The sequence below is a fragment of the Streptomyces sp. IBSNAI002 genome (assembly GCF_052244475.1).
Taxonomy (GTDB): domain Bacteria; phylum Actinomycetota; class Actinomycetes; order Streptomycetales; family Streptomycetaceae; genus Streptomyces.
Window position 1 is genome coordinate 2,096,870 of record NZ_JBQPXG010000002.1, and the last position, 20,551, is coordinate 2,117,420.

15 protein-coding genes are annotated in these 20,551 nt (G+C 72.6%); 3 read left to right on the plus strand and 12 right to left on the minus strand.

Going from position 1 to position 20,551, the window contains the following annotated elements; all coding sequences use genetic code 11:
- Window positions 1–4: 4 nt before the first annotated feature.
- The 7 genes from ACTVZO_RS10225 to ACTVZO_RS10255 form a co-directional block, all read right to left on the minus strand.
- A complete protein-coding gene (locus tag ACTVZO_RS10225) occupies window positions 5–1,060 on the minus strand; it encodes a segregation and condensation protein A (protein WP_443298080.1) in 1,056 nt (351 codons plus the stop codon).
- A 163-nt stretch (window positions 1,061–1,223) separates the two neighbouring features.
- Window positions 1,224–1,733 carry a hypothetical protein gene (locus ACTVZO_RS10230; protein WP_384228339.1) on the minus strand — a complete coding sequence of 170 codons (510 nt, stop codon included), beginning with the start codon at window positions 1,731–1,733 and terminating at the stop codon, window positions 1,224–1,226.
- Window positions 1,718–2,836 carry a ParA family protein gene (locus ACTVZO_RS10235; protein WP_384228341.1) on the minus strand — a complete coding sequence of 373 codons (1,119 nt, stop codon included), beginning with the start codon at window positions 2,834–2,836 and terminating at the stop codon, window positions 1,718–1,720. Before ACTVZO_RS10235 ends, ACTVZO_RS10230 begins: the two co-directional genes overlap by 16 nt.
- A 368-nt stretch (window positions 2,837–3,204) precedes the next feature.
- Window positions 3,205–4,320 (minus strand): alanine dehydrogenase, encoded by a 1,116-nt coding sequence (gene ald, locus ACTVZO_RS10240; protein WP_443298081.1) that lies wholly within the window; start codon window positions 4,318–4,320, stop codon window positions 3,205–3,207.
- Window positions 4,321–4,472: 152 nt separating this feature from the next.
- Window positions 4,473–6,503 (minus strand): tetratricopeptide repeat protein, encoded by a 2,031-nt coding sequence (locus tag ACTVZO_RS10245; RefSeq protein WP_443303106.1) that lies wholly within the window; start codon window positions 6,501–6,503, stop codon window positions 4,473–4,475.
- 165 nt (window positions 6,504–6,668) lie between these two features.
- A complete protein-coding gene (locus ACTVZO_RS10250; protein WP_443298082.1) occupies window positions 6,669–7,298 on the minus strand; it encodes an NUDIX domain-containing protein in 630 nt (209 codons plus the stop codon).
- A 79-nt stretch (window positions 7,299–7,377) separates the two neighbouring features.
- Window positions 7,378–9,015, minus strand: a complete 1,638-nt coding sequence (locus ACTVZO_RS10255) for a CTP synthase (RefSeq protein ID WP_443303107.1) — start codon at window positions 9,013–9,015, stop codon at window positions 7,378–7,380.
- 525 nt (window positions 9,016–9,540) lie between these two features.
- Here ACTVZO_RS10255 and ACTVZO_RS10260 point away from each other — a divergent pair.
- The 3 genes from ACTVZO_RS10260 to ACTVZO_RS10270 all read left to right on the plus strand — a co-directional run bounded on the left by ACTVZO_RS10260 (window position 9,541) and on the right by ACTVZO_RS10270 (window position 14,492).
- Window positions 9,541–11,307: a glycoside hydrolase family 15 protein gene (locus tag ACTVZO_RS10260; RefSeq protein ID WP_443303108.1), complete on the plus strand. Its 1,767-nt coding sequence runs from the start codon at window positions 9,541–9,543 to the stop codon at window positions 11,305–11,307.
- Window positions 11,308–11,427: 120 nt separating this feature from the next.
- Window positions 11,428–12,813, plus strand: a complete 1,386-nt coding sequence (locus ACTVZO_RS10265) for an FAD-binding protein (RefSeq protein WP_443298083.1) — start codon at window positions 11,428–11,430, stop codon at window positions 12,811–12,813.
- A 59-nt stretch (window positions 12,814–12,872) separates the two neighbouring features.
- Complete coding sequence (locus ACTVZO_RS10270; protein ID WP_443298084.1) at window positions 12,873–14,492, plus strand: PucR family transcriptional regulator; 1,620 nt, start codon at window positions 12,873–12,875, stop codon at window positions 14,490–14,492.
- A 72-nt stretch (window positions 14,493–14,564) separates the two neighbouring features.
- On the opposite strand, the gene ACTVZO_RS10275 is transcribed toward ACTVZO_RS10270, so the two are convergent.
- From ACTVZO_RS10275 to ACTVZO_RS10295, 5 genes are all read right to left on the minus strand, one after another.
- Window positions 14,565–15,551, minus strand: a complete 987-nt coding sequence (locus ACTVZO_RS10275; protein WP_443298085.1) for an IS481 family transposase — start codon at window positions 15,549–15,551, stop codon at window positions 14,565–14,567.
- A 120-nt stretch (window positions 15,552–15,671) separates the two neighbouring features.
- Window positions 15,672–16,796 carry a glycosyltransferase family 4 protein gene (locus ACTVZO_RS10280; RefSeq protein ID WP_443298086.1) on the minus strand — a complete coding sequence of 375 codons (1,125 nt, stop codon included), beginning with the start codon at window positions 16,794–16,796 and terminating at the stop codon, window positions 15,672–15,674.
- A gap of 143 nt (window positions 16,797–16,939) precedes the next feature.
- Entirely contained in the window at window positions 16,940–18,673 is a 1,734-nt protein-coding gene (gene recN / locus ACTVZO_RS10285; protein ID WP_443303109.1) for a DNA repair protein RecN, read from the minus strand.
- A gap of 118 nt (window positions 18,674–18,791) precedes the next feature.
- On the minus strand, window positions 18,792–19,733 hold the full coding sequence (locus tag ACTVZO_RS10290; RefSeq protein WP_443298087.1) for an NAD kinase: 942 nt from the start codon (window positions 19,731–19,733) through the stop codon (window positions 18,792–18,794).
- Window positions 19,730–20,545, minus strand: a complete 816-nt coding sequence (locus ACTVZO_RS10295) for a TlyA family RNA methyltransferase (protein WP_443298088.1) — start codon at window positions 20,543–20,545, stop codon at window positions 19,730–19,732. The genes ACTVZO_RS10290 and ACTVZO_RS10295 overlap by 4 nt, the downstream gene beginning before the upstream one ends.
- Window positions 20,546–20,551: the final 6 nt, after the last annotated feature.

Below are 20,551 nucleotides of genomic sequence, written 5' to 3' on the forward strand. Positions count from 1 at the left end.
GCCCTCATTCCTTGGCCTCCACGATCTGGTCGAACTCGTCGGTCACGGTCGGCATGCCGTCGCCGTCCCCGCCGCTCCAGCGCACGGTGAGGGTCTTCAGGGCCTCCTCCTGGTCCAGGACCACCGCCTTCTCGCGGTAGAGCTCCAGGAGGGCCAGGAAGCGGGCGACGACGGTCAGGGTGTCCCCCGCGTCCTCGGTGAGCTCCTGGAAGGTGGCCTCGCCGCGGGCCTTCAGCATCCGCACGACGAGCGCCGCCTGCTCGCGCACGCTGACCAGCGGTGCGTGGATGTGCTCCACGTACACCTGGGGCTTGGCCTTGGGCTGCATGGCCTTGACGGCGAGGCGGGCGAAGCCCTCCGGGCCGATGGTGATGACGACCTCGGGCAGCAGGTCGGCGTGGTGCGGCTCCAGGCCGACGGTGCGGGGGTAGCGGCGCCCCTCGGCCTCCGCGCGGTCCTCGAAGATCGTGGCGATCTGCTTGTACGCCCGGTATTGGAGGAGCCGGGCGAACAGCAGGTCCCTGGCCTCCAGCAGCGCGAGGTCGGCCTCGTCCTCCACCTCGGCGGCGGGCAGCAGCCGGGCGGCCTTGAGGTCGAGCAGGGTGGCGGCGACGACGAGGAACTCGGTCGTCTGATCGAGGTCCCAGTCGGGACCCATGGCCCGGATGTGGGCCATGAACTCATCGGTGACCTTGGACAGCGCGACCTCGGTCACGTCGAGCTTGTGCCGCGAGATCAACTGAAGCAGCAGATCGAACGGCCCCTCGAAGTTCGCGAGCCGCAGCGTGAACCGCCCGTCGCCTCCGGCGGGGCCGGCGGACGCGGCTTCGGGGGCGGCCGCGGCCGTGTCCGGGGCGGCGAGAGGGGCCGGGGCCGGGCCGGAGGGGCCTTCGCGGCCCTCCGCGGGGGCCTCAGGCGGTGCGGGGGCGTGTTCGGGGTCGTCCCCGGGTCCGGACGCTCCGGGGCCCTCAGCGGGCGCCTCGGGGGCCCCTTCCGGCACACCGGGGCCGCGTCCCAGGAGGCGGCGGGCGGGTCGGCCGGGTTCGGCGGGGAGGGGCATCGCGGTCCATGGTCGTACGGAGGGGACGACGCGGCGGCCACCGGCCACGGCGTGCCCCCACCCTAGGGTGCGTCCCTCCCGTCCCGCCGGACCGGCCCGGAGCGTCCCGCGGCCGATGCGCCGGGCGGCGGGGCCGCGCCGCGGGGCCGGGGGATCCGGAGGGTCAGCGGCCGCGCAGGCGGCGGACGAGGATGCTGGCGTCGCCGCGGGATTCCAGGTCGGCCAGGACGACCGCCACCGCCTCGCGGACGATGCGGCCCCGGTCGACCGCCAGACCGTGCTCCCCGCGCAGCACCAGCCGCGCGTGTTCCAGGTCCATGAGCTCCTCGGCGGAGACGTAGACCGTGATCTTCTCGTCGTGCCGCTCGCGCCCGCTGGGCCGCCGGTTCGCGCCCCGGCCCTGGCCCTTGCCGCGTCCGCCCGCCCCCGGGGCCGCGGGGGCTCCGTTGACAGAACCTTCCTGCGACCGTCGGGGTGCTCCCACCACGGATTCCGTGCCCGCCTCGGCCTCCCGGCTCCGGCCCTCCCCCGCCGCGCCCTCGGCCGAGGAGGCCGCGTGCTCGGCGGCGGGCGCCTCGTCGGCGCCCCGCCTCGGCGAGGAGGACTGGAGGGCCATCCCGCCGGTCGTACGGAACAGTTCGTCGGCTCCGGGCAGACTCACTCGGCGTGACACCGGGCGAGCACCTCCCTGGCGAGCTGGCGATACGCGGCGGCGCCGACGGAGTTGGAGGCGTACGTCGTGATGGGCTCGCCGGCGACCGTGGTCTCCGGGAAGCGCACCGTGCGGCCGATGACCGTGTGGTAGACGTGGTCGTCGAAGGCCTCGACGACGCGCGCCAGCACCTCGCGGCTGTGCACCGTACGGGAGTCGTACATCGTGGCGAGGATGCCGTCGAGCTCCAGCTCCGGGTTGAGCCGCTCCTGCACCTTCTCGATGGTCTCGGTCAGCAGCGCCACGCCGCGCAGCGCGAAGAACTCGCACTCCAGCGGGACGATGACCTTGTGAGCCGCCGTCAGGGCGTTCACGGTCAGCAGACCGAGCGAGGGCTGACAGTCGATCACGATGTAGTCGTAGTCCGCCATCAGGGGCTTCAGGGCCCGCTGCAGGGTGGACTCGCGCGCGACCTCGCTGACCAACTGCACTTCGGCAGCGGACAGGTCGATGTTGCTCGGCAGCAGGTCCATGTTGGGGACCGCCGTCTTGAGCAGCACCTCGTCGGCCGACATGCCCCGCTCCATGAGCAGGTTGTAGACCGTCAGGTCGAGTTCCATCGGGTTCACGCCGAGGCCCACGGACAGCGCGCCCTGCGGGTCGAAGTCGACGAGCAGCACGCGGCGCCCGTACTCGGCGAGGGCGGCACCCAGGTTGATGGTCGACGTGGTCTTGCCCACGCCGCCCTTCTGGTTGCACATCGCGATGATCTTCGCCGGACCGTGGTCGGTCAGCGGACCCGGGATCGGGAAGTACGGGAGCGGGCGTCCGGTGGGGCCGATCCGCTCACGGCGCTGGCGGGCAGCGTCGGGGGCGAGGGTGGCCGCGTACTCGGGGTCCGGTTCGTACTCCGCGTCGGGGTCGTAGAAGTGCCCTTCGGGCACGTTTTCGTAGTCGGCGAAACCCACGGGCTTTTCGCCGCTCAGGTCGCCGGCCCTGGAGTTCACGTCTAGGCCGTCCATGCTCTTTTGGGGCGTCGTCATGTGCTGGTGGTTTGCGAAGGTGCGGACTGCGACGGAGCCGACAGCCTCGAGCCCGGCGGGGTTCTGGCCCCGCTCCGGCACGCCTGCTCGACCACCCCCAGGAGCAAATGTCGACTCATTCACAAGTCGTCTTACCTCCTCGGACGTGACCAGGACACTTATCGATAGGTCAGCGTGGCACCATGCCGACGGTTGGCGACTCTATGGCGTGTCACCGCTCAGCGGCAACACAATCCGCCGGACCCGGCACGATGTGTCGGCAACCGAACACCACTCTGTCAAGGGCGCACGAGCTGTCACCGCGAAGTTTCGCGGGTGTGCGAAAGGGTTAAAGGGTTACGTTCGAGGCGAGTTGAGCGGCTCTCCGGCGCACCCCGCAAACGCGTCCGGCCGGACCTTGCGGGCAAGGTCCGGCCGGATACGTGAGATTGACGTCAGTCGTTGACGTATCAGCCGAGCAGCGTGCTCAGCTCGAGGGTCTCGAGGCCGTGGGCCTCGGCCACCGGACCGTAAACGACCTGGCCGTCATGGGTGTTGAGGCCCAGTCCGAGCGCCGGGTCACGACGCAGCGCCTCGACCCAGCCGAGGTTCGCGAGCTGCACGATGTAGGGCAGCGTGGCGTTGGTCAGCGCGTAGGTGGAGGTGTTCGGCACCGCGCCCGGCATGTTGGCGACGCAGTAGAAGACCGAGTTGTGGACCTGGAAGGTCGGCTCGGCGTGGGTGGTCGGACGGGAGTCCTCGAAGCAGCCGCCCTGGTCGATCGCAATGTCGACAAGGACACTTCCGGGCTTCATCTTGGCGACGAGCTCGTTGGTGACCAGCTTCGGGGCCTTCGCACCCGGGATCAGCACGGCGCCGATGACGAGGTCGGCCTCGACGACGGCCTTCTCCAGCTCGAAGGCGTTGGAGACGATCGTCTTGATCTTCGTGCCGAAGATCTTGTCGGCCTCGCGGAGCTTGTTGATGTCGCGGTCGAGCAGGGTCACGTGGAAGCCCATGCCGATGGCGATCTGCGCCGCGTTCCAGCCGGAGACGCCGCCGCCGATGACCACGCACTCGCCGGCGTGGGTGCCGGGGACGCCGCCCGGGAGCACGCCGCGGCCGCCGGCCGAGCGCATCAGGTGGTACGCGCCGACCTGCGGGGCCAGACGGCCCGCGACCTCGGACATCGGGGCGAGCAGCGGGAGCGCGCGGTTGGCGAGCTCGACCGTCTCGTACGCGATGGCGGTGGTGCCGGACTCCAGCAGGGCGTCCGTGCACTCGCGGGAGGCCGCCAGGTGCAGGTAGGTGAAGAGCGTCTGGTCCTTGCGGAGGCGGTGGTACTCCTCCGCGATGGGCTCCTTGACCTTCAGCAGCAGGTCCGCGGTCGCCCAGACCTCGTCCGCGGTGCCGAGGATCTCGGCGCCGGCCGCGACGTACTCCGCGTCCGTGATCGAGGAGCCGACACCGGCGTTCTGCTCGATGAAGACCTGGTGGCCGTTGCGGACCAGCTCATGCACACCGGCGGGCGTGATGGCGACCCGGAACTCGTTGTTCTTGACCTCGCGGGGGATGCCGACCTTCATCGTCGATCACGGTCCTTGGCTCAGGGGAAAATACGGGGCACTTCCATACATACCCGCCCACAAGAACGCGCAACGGGATGCACCACGGGATGACGTGGTGAAGCCAGTTTAATGAAGGATTAACGCGTGTCTAGCCTTGCAAACAAATAATCTTAGTCGGATCCACTACGGATTTCGCAGGCCGCAGGGTCGTCTCCCAGCAATCTGTCGGCCGCTGACCGGTGCAGCCTCGCCGCTGCCGGGTCCCCCAGCCGGTCGAGCGTGTCGGCCAGCCGGACCTGGAGCGCGGCCTGCAGCCGCTGGTCCCCGGCACGGCGCGCCAGCTCCACCGCCTCCCGGCAGGTGTGCAGCGATTCCTCGGGGCGGCCGGCGTACTCCTGGACCCGGGCCATCTCGCTCAACGCCTTGGCCTGGCCCGGCACATCGGCCAGCCTCCGGTAGCCCCCGGCGGCGGCCCGCCAGCTGCGCAGCGCGTCCCCGTACCGGCCCGCGTACGTGTGGACGTTGCCGAGCCGCCCGTACAGCCGCGCCTCGTCCGCGCGCTCCCCGCGCGCCAGGGCCTGCGCGAGCGCCCGGCCGAACCAGTCGGAGGCCCGGTGCCAGTCCGCCAGTTCCTGGTAGGCGCCCCCTACGGATTCCATCGCGCGGCCGGTCGCGTACGGATCGTTCGCCGCCCGTCCCGCGTCCAGCGCGGCCCGGTAGCGGTCGAGGGCCTCCTGGGTCCGGCCGGTCTCGGCGTCCAGGTCGGCCAGGTTCAGCAGGGCGGCCGCCTGCTCCCGGTGCAGCGCGCGCCGCTCGGCCACGTCCAGGACCAGCCGGTGCAGCCCGTACAGCTCGGGCGCCGCCTCGGCTGTGCCGCGGTGCTCGGCGAGGGCCCGGACGAGCGCGGCGATCAGCCGCCGGGCCAGGGTGTCCAGCTCCCCGTCGGCCACGGCCAGGGCCGCGGCCGACGAGAGGGCGGGCAGCCGGGTGTCCAGCCAGGTGGCGGCGGCCCGCCGGTCGGGGAAGCGCAGGGCGCGCGGCACCCCGTCGAGCTTCTCCCGCAGGCCGTCCCCGCCGACCCCGCCGCCCTCGTCCGTTTCGGCCATGGCCCGGCAGGAATGCAGCAGCCGTACGGTGCGCTCCAGCATCCGGGCCCGGGCGAGCTGGACCTCGGCCGGGCGCTCCTTGGCTTCGAGCAGGGCCTGGAGCAGCGGCGCGAGGCAGCCGGGCAGCAGGAACAGGCCGTTGTGGGCGGGGTGCAGCAGACCCAGCCCGGCGAAGTCGTCCAGCGTGGACTGGGCCGCGGCCACCGAGCAGCCTGCGAGGGCGGAGGCGGTGTGCGAGTCGACGATCCCGGCGGGGGCCAGCGGCAGCAGCCGCAGGGTGCGCTGGGCGGGCTGCGGCAGCGACTCGTAGACGAGGCGGAAGCCGCGGTGCAGGGGACCGCCGACACCGGCGGGCATGTCGTGCAGCTGCTTGGCGACGTCGGCGACGGAGGCCTTGGGGTGGGCGGCGAGCCAGCCGCCGACGAGGGCGAGCGCGGCGGGCTGGCCTCCGCACTCCTCGGCGAGGGTCTCGGCGGCGCGCGGGTCGGCGGTGACCCGGGTGTCGCCGATGCGCTGCGCCAGCATCTCCACGGCGGCGGGGGTGTCGAGTCCGCCGAGGGTGCAGGGCCGCACGTCGGGGATGCCGGTGAGCGGTCCCTCGGCCGTGACCACGACGAGGCACTCGGGGGTGTCCGGCAGCAGGGCGTCGACCTGGTGCGGGTCGGCGGCGTCGTCGACCAGGATGACCACGCGGCGCCCGTCGAGCGCGGTGCGCAGGGCCGAGCTGAGCTCGTCCTCGCCGGCTCCGGGCGGGGTGGCCTGTCCGAGCCCCTCCAGCAGGCCGCGGACGGCGCGCTCGGTGGCCAGGGTCTCCCCGCCGGGCGCGGTCAGGCGGGTCCGGAGCAGCCCGTCGGGGTACTGGTCCGCGATCTCGCGGACGAACGCCTCGGCGAGTGCGGTCCGTCCGGACCCCGGCCGCCCGGCGACCAGCAGCACGCGGGCGCGGGGGGCCTTGGCCTTGCGGCCCGAGAGGGTGTCGAGCCCGGTCCGTGCGATGTCCTCGCGCAGCTCCTTGAGCTCACGCCGCCGCCCGACGAAATCCGTCACGGATCCGCTCCTCTCCCTGCCTTCGGATTGCGAGCGTAGTTCACGCAGAGCGACGACCTGGGTGGAGCGCGGCGGGCATATCCCCTGATCGGATCAGCGGATGGTCCGCTTTTCGGTCCGCGGGGCCCCGCGCTGCGTCCTGGCGGGGCCGGCCGGCCCCGCCAGGACGCGGGCGCGCCGGGACGCGGGCGCGCCGGGACGCGGGCGCGGCGGCTACGCGTCGTACGGGCGGGCCAGCCAGGGGGCCGTGGCCGGGCGCAGCGCGTCGAGGCCCTCGCCGGCCAGCGCGGCGGACAGGGCGAGTACCCCGGTCACCAGGGCCGCGTTGCCCAGTTCGCCCGCCAGGACGCCCCGTACCAGGTCGGCCAGCGGCACCCACGCCAGCTCCATGTCCGCCTCCTCCGACCCGGTCTCGGCGTACCGCTCGCCGTCGGCGTCGGAGACTCCCTGCGCGAGGAAGACGCGGACCGCCTCGTCCGACCCGCCCGGCGAGGCGTAGAAGTCGGCCAGCACCCGCCAGTCCTCGGCCTTGACGTGCGCCTCCTCGTACAGCTCGCGCTGGGCGCCGAGCAGCGGGTTCTCCCCCGGTACGTCGAGCAGCCCGGCCGGCAGCTCCCACAGCCGGCGCCGCACCGGGTGCCGGTACTGGCTGAGGACCAGCACCCGGCCGGCCTCGTCCAGGGCCAGCACGCACACCGAGCCCGGGTGCACCTGGTAGTCGCGGCGGGCCGTCGATCCGTCCGGCATCCGGACCTCGTCGGAGTTCACCGCCGTCTTGGCGCCCTGGAACGGCCGCCGGCTCGACCGTGTCTCCCAGGATTCCCACGTGTCCTTGACGTTCATGCCCCGACCCTCCACAACGCGCGACAGCCGGGGTACGGCAGATCCGTACCCCGGCTGTCTACGTTATGCCGTCAGGCGATCACTTCGCGGACTGCTGCCGCTCCACGGCCGCCTTGACCAGACCGGCGAACAGCGGGTGCGGGCGCGTCGGGCGCGAGCGCAGCTCCGGGTGGGCCTGGGTGGCCACCAGGTAGGGGTGCACCTCGCGCGGGTACTCGACGTACTCGACGAGCTTGTTGTCCGGGGAGGTGCCGGAGAAGACGATGCCCGCCTTCTTCTCCAGCTCGCCGCGGTAGGCGTTGTTGACCTCGTAGCGGTGGCGGTGGCGCTCGTCCACGTACGCCTGGTCGCCGTAGACCTCGCGGACGATGGAGCCCTCGGCGAGCTTCGCCGGGTACATGCCCAGGCGCATGGTGCCGCCCAGGTCGCCCGCGCCCTCGACGAAGGCCAGCTGCTCCTCCATGGTCGAGATGACCGGGTGCGGGGTGGAGGCGTCGAACTCGGTGGAGTTGGCGTCCTCGATGCCCGCGAGGTTGCGCGCGGCCTCGATGACCACGCACTGCAGGCCCAGGCACAGGCCGAGCAGCGGGATCCTGTTCTCGCGGGCGTAGGTGATCGCGCCGACCTTGCCGTTGACGCCGCGGTCGCCGAAGCCGCCGGGCACGCAGATCGCGTCCACGTCGCCGAGCACCGCGGCGGCGCCGGCCGGGGTCTTGCAGTCGTCGGAGGTGACCCACTTGATCTGGACGCGGGCCTTGTTGGCGAAACCGCCGGCGCGCAGCGCCTCGGTCACCGACAGGTAGGCGTCGGGCAGGTCGATGTACTTGCCGACGAGCGCGACCTTGACCTCGTGGTCGGGGTTGTGGACCCGGTCCAGCAGGTCCTCCCAGACGGTCCAGTCCACGTCGCGGAACGGCAGGTCGAGCTTGCGCACGACGTACGCGTCCAGGCCCTCGGTGTGCAGCACCTTCGGGATGTCGTAGATCGACTTGGCGTCGATCGCGGCGACCACCGCGGCCTCGTCGACGTCGCACATCAGCGAGATCTTGCGCTTGATGGACGTCGGCACGTCGCGGTCGGCGCGCAGCACGATCGCGTCGGGCTGGATGCCGATGTTGCGCAGGGCCGCGACCGAGTGCTGGGTGGGCTTGGTCTTGAGCTCGCCGGAGGGGCCGATGTAGGGCAGCAGCGAGATGTGCACGACGAAGACGTTGTCGCGGCCGACCTCGTGGCGGACCTGGCGGACGGTCTCCAGGAAGGGCAGCGACTCGATGTCGCCGACCGTGCCGCCGACCTCGGTGATGACGACGTCGACGTCCTCGGTCGCCATGCGGCGGATGCGGTGCTTGATCTCGTTGGTGATGTGCGGGATGACCTGCACGGTGTCACCGAGGTACTCGCCGCGCCGCTCCTTGGCGATGACCTGCGAGTAGACCTGGCCGGTGGTGACGTTGGCCGAGCCGTCGAGGTCGACGTCGAGGAAGCGCTCGTAGTGGCCGATGTCGAGGTCGGTCTCGGCGCCGTCGTTGGTGACGAACACCTCACCGTGCTGGAACGGGTTCATCGTGCCGGGGTCGACGTTGAGGTACGGGTCGAGCTTCTGCATCGTGACCCGGAGACCGCGCGCCTTCAGCAGCGCACCCAGGCTGGAGGCCGTCAGGCCCTTGCCGAGGGAGGAGGCGACACCCCCGGTGACGAAGATGTGCTTGGTCGTCATGGCTGTGCTCGCCAAGAGGGGGCTCCCGTGGTCGCGAAGTGAGGTGCGGTGCTTCCGGCGCCGGCCACCATCGAACCGGAGGCTCTCAGGGGGCGCCGAAGCTGCGGTTTCGGGGCTCCTGATTCGCACAGGCAGACCACCGGTCCACGGGGTACCAGCCTATCAGCGCCCGGACCCGTCCGCCTCCGGGCACGCGGCGCGGGGGTCCCGTACGCAAGCGCGGGAGGGGCGGGGCGGCGACGTCCCGGCAGGTCACCCGTTTGGCCCAGTCGCATTCTTCCGCGGCTTAAGGAGATCACTAGGGTGCCGTCATATCCTGCTCGGATACCGCACACATCACCGCCGAGCAGTCCGTCGCACGGCCTCACCGAGCCGATATACGGAATCATGGGCTCGACGCGGAGATCCCCACCCACAGGAGACCGCGCAACCGCGCAATGCAAGCGCCCTTCGGGGCGGACGTGGCCGTTCGACTGGAGATGCAACGTGTCCGGGCGCATCGAGGATTACGCACTGATCGGGGACATGCAGACCGCCGCGTTGGTCTGCCGGGACGGGGCAGTGGACTGGTTGTGTCTGCCACGTTTCGACTCCCATGCCGTGTTCGCGAGCATTCTCGGCACCGAGGATCACGGATTCTGGCGGATCGGGCCCGCCTTCCCTCCCGACAACGAACCGCCGAGGGCCACCCGGCGCCGCTACCGCGGTGACTCGCTGGTCCTGGAGTCGGAGTGGGACACCCCGCGCGGAACCGTCCGCGTGATCGACTTCATGCCGCCCCGCGAGGGCCACGCGCCCCAGCTGATCCGGATCGTCGAGGGCGTCAGCGGACGCGTCAAGATGCGCTCCGCGCTGCGCATGCGCTTCAGCTACGGGCGGGTCGTGCCCTGGGTGCACAAGGTCGACGGGCGCACGGTCGCCGTCGCCGGACCCGACTCCGTCTGGCTGGACACCGAGGCGCAGACGTACGGCAAGGACCTGACGACGTACTCCGACTTCACCGTCGGCCCCGGCGACCGGATGGCGTTCAGCATCAGCTGGCAGCCCTCGCACCGCGGCGCGCCGGAGGCCCCCGACGCCGAGGCGGCCCTCGACTCCACCACCGAGTTCTGGCGCGAGTGGGTGGAGCAGTGCACCTACCACGGGCCCTACCGGGAGGCGGTGGTCCGCTCCCTGATCACCCTCAAGGCCCTCACGTACGGCCCCACCGGCGGGATCGTCGCCGCGCCGACCACCTCCCTGCCGGAGGAGATCGGCGGGGTCCGCAACTGGGACTACCGCTACACCTGGCTGCGCGACGCCGCCATCACCCTGTCCTCGCTGCTGCGCACCGGCTACCGCGAGGAGGCCCGCGCCTGGCGCGAGTGGCTGCTGCGCGCGGTGGCCGGCGACCCGGAGAACCTCCAGATCATGTACGGGATCGCCGGCGAGCGGGAGCTCGGCGAGACCGAGCTGGACTGGCTGCCGGGCTACGAGAACTCCCGCCCGGTCCGCGTGGGCAACGGCGCGGCGGGCCAGCTCCAGCTCGACGTCTACGGCGAGGTCACCGAGGCCCTGCACCTGGGCCACATGACCGGCCTCGCCCGCAGCGACTACGCCTCGCTGCTCCAGCTCAAGCTGATCCGCTACCTGGAGACCCACTGGGACCAGCCCGACGAGGGCATCTGGGAGGTGCGCGGCCCGCGCCGGCACTTCGTGCACTCGAAGGTGATGGCCTGGGTGGCCGTGGACCGCACGATCAAGCTGATCGAGAGCGGGGACGCGGACGGGCCGCTGGAGCGCTGGCGCGAGCTGCGCGACGAGATCCACCAGGACGTGTGCGAGAAGGGCTACGACAAGGAGCGCAACACCTTCACCCAGTCGTACGGGTCGAAGGAGCTGGACGCCTCCCTGCTGCTGATCCCGCAGATGGGCTTCCTGCCGCCGGACGACAAGCGGGTCATCGGCACCATCGAGGCGATCCAGCGCGAGCTGTCCACGCCCGACGGCTTCATCCTGCGCTACCCGACGGCGGGCGAGGAGGCCGGTGTGGACGGCCTGGAGGGCGACGAGGGGGCCTTCCTCGCGTGCTCGTTCTGGATGGCCGACGACCTGGCGATGATCGGGCGGGTGGACGAGGCCCGCCGGCTGTTCGAGAGGCTGCTGTCCCTGCGCAACGACCTCGGGCTGCTGGCGGAGGAGTGGGATCCGCGGCTCCAGCGCCAGGTCGGGAACTTCCCGCAGGCCTTCAGCCACGTTCCGCTGATCGACACGGCGCTGCGGCTGACCGCGAGCGGGGCCTACGGGGGATAGCCGCGGGCGGGGGCGTACGGGAGGAGGCTGCGCCGAGGACGTGCGTCCTCCCCCCGCGCCCCGGTGATCGCCTCCGCCTACCCTGGAAGGGTCCTATGCCCTTCTCGGAAGGGGGAGGCCATGGCGCCCCTGTCGAAGGCGGGCACGGCGCTCGCCGCGCTCCGCGAGGATCTGGCCGGCGACGTCTTCGCCCCGGACGACCCGGGCTACGACGAGGCCCGGACCGTCTTCAACTCGATGATCGACCGCAGGCCCGCCGTCATCGCCCAGTGCGCGAGCCCGGCCGACGTGGTGACCGCGGTACGGTTCGCCCGCGATCTGGACCTGAAGATCGCGGTCCGCGGCGGCGGCCACAGCGTCTCCGGCTCCGCCCTCGGCGACGGCGCCCTGGTGGTGGACCTGCGGCGGATGCACGGGGTCACCGTCCACCCGGGAGCCCGCGCCGTTCGGGTCGAGGGCGGGGCGACCATGAGCCACCTGGACCGGGCCTGTGCCCCCTACGGGCTGGCCACCACCGGCGGCCGGGCCTCCACCACCGGCGTGGGCGGCTTCGTCCTGGGCGGCGGCAGCGGCTGGCTGGACCGCACCTGCGGGCTGGCCGTGGACAACCTGCTGGGCGTGGAACTGGTGACGGCCGACGGCACGGTCGTGGAGACCACCGCCGAGGAGCACCCGGAGCTGTTCTGGGCCCTGCACGGCGGCGGGGGGAACTTCGGCGTGGCCACCGCGCTCACCCTGCGGCTGCACGAACTGCCCGCCATGTCGATCGCGTTCCTGCTCTACCTGCCGGAGAACGGACCCGAGGTGGTGCGGACCTACCGGGACCTCATCGAGGGCGGCCCGGTGGAGGCGGGCGGGGGCGTGATCTACCTCACCGGCCCGCCCGACGACGAGTTCGTACCGCCCCATCTGGCCGGAAGGCTGATCTGCGCGGCGCTGGTCACGTACGCGGGCCCGGAGGACCGGTTGCGCGAGCTGGCCGGCCCGCTGCTGGCGCTGCCGCACGAGGCGGCGATGGTCACCGCGATCCCGTACGCCGATCTGCAGTGCATGATCGACGACCCGCCGGGGCTGCGGAACTACTGGTCGGCGGAGTACCTGACCGGGGCTCCGGACGCTTTCGTCGACGTGTTCTGCGCGCGGGCCGGCTCGATGCCGGTGCCGACCGGCACGCAGCACATCCTGTTCCCGCAGGGCGGCGCGATCGCCTCGGGCCCGGCCGACTACCCGGTGCCGTACCGGGACTCGCCCTGGGCGGTGCACCCGTTCGGGATCTGGGAGGACACGGCCGACGACGAGCGGTGCCGCCAGTGGGTCAAGGACGTCCGCGCGGACGTCCAGCCGTGGAGCACGGGCGCCGTGTACCTGAACTTCCTCGGCGACGAGGGCTCGGACCGGGTCGTCTCGGGGCTCGGAGCGGACAACATGCGGCGGCTGGGGCAGGTCAAACGGGAGTACGACCCCGACAACGTCTTCCGCTTCAACCACAACATCCGGCCCGCCTGACGCATTCGTGACCCACGGGTGATGCGATCGGAACAGGACGGCCGGTACCGTCCCGCGATATGGACGATCAAGGCGGAATCACGGTTCAGCGGGCACTGGAACTTCCGGGGCTGCGCAGCGGGCTCCCGGAGGTGGTGGCCTGCGCCGACCGGCTGGGCCGGACCGTCCGCTGGGTGCACGCGGGCGAGGTCCCGAACATCGCCTCGCTGCTCAAGGGCGGCGAGCTGCTGCTGACCACGGGGCTGGGCCTCGGCACCCGGCCCGCCGAGCAGCGTGCCTTCGTACGCCGCCTCGCGGACCGGGGGATCGCCGCGCTGGTGGTCGAGCTGGGCCCGCGGTTCACCCGGCTCCCCGCGACCCTCGTGGAGACGGCCCGCGCGGCGGGCCTCCCGCTCGTCCAGCTCCACCGCGAGGTCCCCTTCGTCACCGTCACCGAAGAAGTCCACACCGAGATCGTCAACCACCACTACGCGCTGCTCCAACGGGCCGAGGAGGTCCACCGGCGATGTACGGAGGCCCTCCTGGGCGGCGGTGGCATCCCCCAGGTACTGCGGATCGTGGCCGACTTCACGGGCAACCCGGTCTTCCTGGAGACGCCCGACGGGCAGCTGCTGTACGCGGCCGACAGCTCGGGCGGTGACGCGGGCGCCGACCCGCTCCAGGTGTGGGAGGGCCTGCGGGGCCAGCGCGAGGCCGAACCGTCGGCGAACACGGTGGTGATCGACGTACCCGGCGGCGGCCACGGCACGGGCTCGGTCCGGGCCCGGGTGGTGCTGGTCGGCGTCTCGGCGCCGCTGCTGCCGGTGCACCGGATGGCGGCGGAGCGTACGGCGGGGGTCCTGGCCGTCGTCCTCATGCAGGCGCGGCAGGAGGACGAGCTGGCGGCGCGCGGCCGCGGGGACTTCCTGACGGACCTCGCCGAGGGCCGCATCTGCGCCGAGGACGCCCCCGCGCAGGCCCGCGTCCTGGGCTTCCGGCCGGGCGCGGGACCTCTGCTGCCGATCGTGATGCGCCTGTCGACGGACCTGGGCCCGTCCGGCAACTGGGCCGTCCTGGCCCGCGCGGTCCTGGAGGAGCTGTCGTCGGTCGGGGTCCCGGTGCTGCTGGGCGTCCGCCCGGTGGAGGGGCGGGTGCCCCTGCTGGTCTCGCTGCGCGCGGAGTCCGAGCGTACGGCGGTGGCCGACCGGGTGGCCGCGGCGCTGCGCGCGGGCGTGGAACGCGCGGGCCTGGACCGGGCCTCGGCCCCGCCGGCCGTGGTGGTCGGGGTCGCGGGCGGCTGGGCGGCGGCCTCGGCGGGCCTGCGGCACGCGGCGGAGACCGCGACGGCGGCCCACGGGCTGCCGGCCCGCCCCTGGTACGACGCCCGGCGCCTCGACATCGACCTGCTGCTGTGGAGGCTGCGCGAACATCCCGACCTGGCGGCGTTCGTGGACCGTGCGATCGGGCCGCTGCGCACCCATGACGCGGCCTCGCGGCCGCCGCTGCTGCCCACGCTGGAGACGTACCTGGCCCACGCGGGCCGCAAGGCGGAGACGGCCCGCGAGCTGCACCTGAACCGCCAGACCCTGTACAACCGGCTGGCCCGCATCTCGGAGCTCCTGGGCACGGACCTGGACGACCCCGAGACGGTCCTCTCCCTCAGCCTGGCCCTCCGAGCCCGCCGCCACACCGCCTCGTGACCCGGCCGGCCCGGTGGACCTCTCCTAGCCCGTCCGAAGAGACGGCCTAGGTGTGCGACTGCTGGTGCTTGATTACACCGGGGCCTCGGTCTTCTGCTTGAGGCGTTCGTAGGGTGTCTGGCCGCCGAGGGCGCCGTGGGGGCGGTGGTAGTTGTAGTAGTCCTCCCACTCTCGCAGCTTGTCGTTGAAGACGCCTGTGTCGTCGATGACGAGGCCGTCGAGCATGCGGTAGAACTCCTCGGCGTCGATGCGATGGGAGCGTTCGACTTTGCCGTTGAGGTGCGGTGATGCGGGTTTGATGTAGGTGTGGGCGATGCCCTTGTCGAGAACGTTCCAGTGGAAGGCTGACTGGAACTCCGCGCCGTTGTCGGTCTGGATGACCTCGATGCGGAACGGCAGGCGCTCGAGGACGTAGTCGAGGAACTGGACGGCGGTCTTCTGGTCGCACCGCGGGTAGATCCGCAGCACCCGCAGCCTGGTGCAGTCGTCGATGGCGGTGAACTGGTAGTACTTCGCCCGGCGCCGCCGTTTCGGAAGGGGCCCGGTCACCGGCGCTGCCGCAGGAGCCTGCGCAGGGAGGCCGATCGGCTCGATGAATTTGACGTCGATCTGGACGCGGTTGCCGGGCAACTGCTTCTCGTAGCGGGTGTAGCGCTTGTCGTGGCGTTTGTAGCGCTGGGAGGCCGGCAGCCGGTTCAGCCCGAGCTTCTTGAGGATGCGGTAGACGGCTGAACAGGCGATGTCGATGTCGTGGTACCGCTTGAGGTACATCTTGATCTTCATCGGACCGAAGTAGTAGTGCCGCCGCAGGTAGACGATCTTGTTCACGACGTCGGCCTCGGTGGCGTGAGGACAGTGGTGCGGCTTGCTGGACCGGTCCCGCAGGCCGTCGAGGCCTTCGTCCTGGTAACGGCGCTGCCACTTATAGAAGCAAGTGCGGCTGATGCCGTAGTACCGGCAGGTCAGCGCGACGTTCCCCGTGACTTCTTCGGCGTGTCGCAGGACCGCAAGGCGGTGCTGGGCCTGACGGTCCTGCTGCTGTTGAGGTGAAGGGGGCACGGCAGACCTCCGTCTACTCGGAGACCCATGTGTAACCAACGTCCGGCAGTTTCATACCTAGGGCCTGTCGTCAAACTCCCGTCGTCGCCCGGAGGGCAGACGGGAGTTTGACGACAGGCCCTAGCCCCGGCGGCGTTCCATCAGTTCGTCGTAGACGGACAGGACCTGCGCGACCGTGTCGTCCTCGGAGGGCCAGGTCGCGGCCTGCGCCCGCCCCGCGGCGACCAGCTCGGCCCGGTGTCCGGCATCCGCCAGCAGCCCGGTCACGGCCGAGGCGAAGGCCGCCGCGTCCCCCGGCGGGACCAGCACCGCGCCCGCGCCCACCAGCTCCGGCACTCCCCCCACCGCCGTGGCCACCAGCGGCACCCCCGCCCGCAGTGCCTCCTGCGCCAGCAGGGCCCGTTCCTCCCAGCGGCTCGGCAGCACCGCCAGGTCCGCCGCCGCGAGCAGCTGCGCGGCATCCCGGCGCCGCCCCAGCAGCCGTACCGGAAGCCCCTCTTCCACGATCCGCCGGGCCAGTTCCGTCCGCAGCGGCCCCTCCCCCGCGATCACCAGCAGGGGCAGGGGGTCCAGCGTCCGCCACTCCCGGGCCGCGTCGAGCAGGTCGGCGTACCCGCGGTGCTCCACCAGGCTCCCGACCGCGATCAGCAACGGCCTTCCCACCGCCCCCAGTTCCGCCCGCACCTTCCCGGGCTCCGTGCCCGGCTCGGCCGCCGGCACGGCCACCGGGGCCAGCCGCGCGTCCCGCGCACCCCGCAGCCGGGCCCGGTCCACGAGGTCCGAGGAGGCGCCGAGCACGACCGCCGCGGCCCGCGCCACGTGCCGTTCCAGGACCCGGCTCAGCCGCCCGAGCGCGGCGCCCGCCGCACCGGCGGCGGCCGGGCCGTCTCCGTGCCAGCTCACGACCAGCGGCACCCGCCGCCCCCGCAGGGCCAGCATGGCCCGCATCCCGGCCCGCACCCCGTGCGCGTGCACGACGTCGGCCCCGGCGCAGGCGGCCCGCAGCGCGTTCACCGCGTCGGGTGAGAACTGCGCGCCGGCGCCGGTGAAGTCGTACTCGCCCTCCGCCTCGACGGGCGCGCACACCGTGACCCGTACCCCGCGCGCGGCGAGCCCGGTGGCGAGCGAGCGTACGTGCGCGCTGCTGCCCGCCCCCGCACCGCCGCCGAGCACTTGGACGGTACGCAGCGGCGGACGCCCGTAGGGCTGTGCCGGGGCGGACGGGGAGACCGGGGAGCTGCTCACGGGCCGAAGCTCCAGGGTGAGGGAGTCAGAGACGTCGCCCAGGATGCCAGTCCGCACGCGCGTTCCGGGACCATACGGGTGCGGATCCCGTGAGAGATACCGCCGGACACCCCCCAGCCTCACCCACACGGGCTAGTGCCGCGTCAACCCCGGCCGCCGTCCGCGCGCGCCGCCGCGAGGAGTTCCTCGGCGTGCGCACGCGCCGAGACGGAGTCCTCGTGGCCCGCCAGCATGCGCGACAGCTCGCGGATCCGGTCCTCGCCCTCCAGGACGGTGACACCGCTGCGCGTGACCGATCCGTCGTTGGTCTTCTCCACGAGCAGCTGCCGGTCGGCGAACGCGGCCACCTGCGGCAGGTGCGTGACGACCACCACCTGGGCCGACTTGGCGAGCTTCGCCAGCCGCCGGCCCACCTCGACCGCCGCCTTGCCGCCGACGCCCGCGTCGACCTCGTCGAAGAGGTAGGTGGGCACCGGGTCGGAGCCGGCGAAGACGACCTCCACGGCCAGCATCACCCGGGAGAGCTCACCGCCGGACGCGCCCTTGGCGATCGGCCGCGGCTGGGCCCCGGGGTGCGGGGCCAGCAGCAGTTCCACCTCGTCCGCGCCCGAGGGTCCGTAGACGACCGGGCGGCCGTCCACCTCCACCCCTTCGGGGTCCTCGGTCTGCCGGACGTCGATGGTCACCCGGGCGTGCGGCATCGCCAGCGAGGCCAGCTCCTGCGTCACGGCCGAGGCGAACCGGGTCGCCGCCTCCACGCGCGCGTCCGTCAGCCCCTGTGCCAGGGCCGACAGTTCGGAGCGCAGCCCGTCCCGCTCCGCGGTCAGCTCGGTGATCCGCTCGTCGTCGCCGTCGAGCTCCAGCAGCCGTGCGGAGCCCCGCTCGGCCCACTCCAGCACCGCGTCCACGGTGCCTTCGGAGCCGTACTTGCGGGTCAGCTGGGTCAGGGCCGCCCGGCGCTCCTCCACCGCGGCCAGCCGCAGCGGATCGGCGTCCAGGTCGTCGGCGTAGCCGGCCAGCTCCCCGGCCACGTCGGCCAGCAGGATGCCCAGTTCGCCGATCCGCTCGGCGAGCGCACCGAGGACCGGGTCGTGCGAGCGTACGGACTCCAGGGCGCGGTGGGCGCCCGCGACGAGGGTGTTGGCGTCGATGCCCTCCGGGTCCTCCGGGTTGCCGGCCAGCGCGGCGTGCGCCAGCTGGGCGGCCGAGGAGAGCGATTCGGCGTGCCCGAGCCGCTCGGCCTCCGCCGCCAGTTCGGCGTCCTCGCCCGCGGCCGGCTCCACGGCGGCGATCTCCTCCAGCCCGAAGCGCAGCAGATCGGCCTCCTGGGCGCGTTCCCGGGCCCGGGTGGTGATCTCCTCGAGCTCGACGGCGACCGCGCGCAGCCGCCGGTAGGCCGAGCCGTACTTCTCCAGTGGGACGGCGACGGCGTCCCCGGCGTACCGGTCGAGCGCCTGCCGTTGCCGGGCGGGGCGCAGCAGGCCCTGCTGGTCGGTCTGCCCGTGTACGGCGACCAGGTCGTCGGCGAGCTCGCCGAGCAGGCCGACGGGCACGGAGCGGCCGCCGACGTGGGCGCGCGAGCGGCCCTCGGCGGACACCGTCCGGCTGATCAGCAGGGCGCCGTCGTCGAGCTCGGCCCCCGCTTCCTCGGCGCGCACGGCGGCGGGCGCGTCCGGGCGCATGACGATGCGGCCCTCGACGACCGCGGCCTTGGCCCCGATCCGTACCAGGGCCGGGTCGGCGCGCCCGCCGAGCAGCAGCCCGAGGCTGGTGACGACCATCGTCTTGCCCGCGCCGGTCTCGCCGGTCACCGCGGTGAAACCGGGCGACAGCTCGACCACCGCGTCGTCGATGACCCCGAGCGACCGTATCCGCATCTCCTCAAGCACGGGACGACGATACCGAGGTTTCACCTGTGCCATGTGACCTCACCCGCTCGAAGTTCTCCGAACGAACGTGCTATTAAGGCGGACGGTCGGTCCGTACGGGACCGGCTCAGTGCGGCGCCCCGCGCCACCCCGACACCGGCAGCGCGAACTTCGCGACGAGCCGGTCCGTGAACGAGGCGTGGTGCAGCCGGGCGAGCCGCACCGGCACCGCACCCCGCCGGACCTCCACCCGGGCCCCGGACGGCAGGTCCAGCATCCGCCGGCCGTCGCACCAGAGCACCCCGTGCGGGGTACCGTTCTGCACCTCGACCGCCAGCACCGAGTCCGGCGAGGTCACCAGCGGCTTCGCGAACAGCGCGTGCGCGCTGATCGGCACCATCAGCAGCGCCTCCACCTCCGGCCAGACCACCGGCCCGCCCGCCGAGAAGGCGTACGCCGTCGAACCGGTCGGGGTCGCGCAGACGATCCCGTCGCAGCCGAAACCGGTCACCGGACGCCCGTCGATCTCCAGGACCACCTCGAGCATCCGCTCCGGCGAGACCTTCTGCACCGCGGCCTCGTTCAGCGCCCAGTCCTCGTGGACCACGTCGCCGTTCGTGCGCACGGTCACATCGAGCGTCATCCGCTCCTCGACCTCGTACTCGCGCGTCACCACCCGGTCGACGACCTTGTCCAGGTCGTCGCGCTCCGCCTCGGCGAGGAACCCCACCCGCCCCAGGTTGACGCCCAGCATCGGCACCCCCGAGGCACGCGCCAGCTCCGCGCCCCGCAGCAGGGTCCCGTCACCGCCCAGCACCACGAGCAGCTCACAGCCGTCGAGCACGCCCGGGGTGGACTCGGTGACCAGCTCCACCTCGGGCGGCAGCGGCAGGTCCGCCGCCTCGTGCGCGAAGACCCGTACGCCCAGCCCGCAGCGCAGCAGCCCCTTCACCACCAGCTCGGCGCTCCGGATGGCCGCCGGCCGTCCGGTGTGCGCGAGCAGGAAGACGGTTCGCCCCGTCGCCGAACCCGAACCCGCCCCTGAACCAGAACCCGCTGAATCTGTCACTGCGGCCCCTCCGCCACTGCACGGTCAACATCCGCCGGGTCGAGTGCCGGTGCCCCCGCCCGCAGCCACAGAAAGTACTCGACGTTCCCCGAAGGCCCCGGCAGCGGACTGGCCGTCACCCCGAGGACCCCCAGCCCCAGCTTCGCCGCCTGCGCCGCCACCTCGCGCACCGCCTCGGCCCGCAGCTCGGGACTGCGCACCACGCCGCCGCTGCCCAGCCGGTCCTTGCCCACCTCGAACTGCGGCTTGACCATCAGCACCAGGTCCGCGTCCGGCGCGCAGCAGCGGACGAGCGCGGGCAGCACCAGCCCGATCGAAATGAAGGAAAGGTCACCCACGACCAGGTCGGCCGGAATCCCGTCGATCAGCTCCACCGTGAGTTCACGGACGTTCGTACGGTCCTTGACCGTGACCCGGTCGTCGCTCTGCAGGGACCAGGCGAGCTGCCCGTAGCCCACGTCGACGGCCACCACGTGGGCGACGCCCGCGCGCAGCAGCACATCGGTGAACCCGCCCGTGGAGGCCCCGGCGTCCAGCGCCCGCCGGCCCTCGACCCGCAGCCCCTGCGGCTGGAAGGCCGCGAGCGCGCCCGCGAGCTTGTGGCCGCCCCGCGAGACGTAGTCGGGATCGCTCTCGTCCTTGAGGACGACCAGCGCCGCACTCGTCTCCACCTGGGTGGCGGCCTTGGTCGCGGTGGTACCGCCCACGGTCACCCGGCCCGCGGCGATCAGCTGCGCGGCGTGCTCGCGCGAGCGGGCCATGCTGCGGCGCACCAGTTCGGCGTCCAGGCGGCGGCGTGCCACTCCTGCCACGTTCGG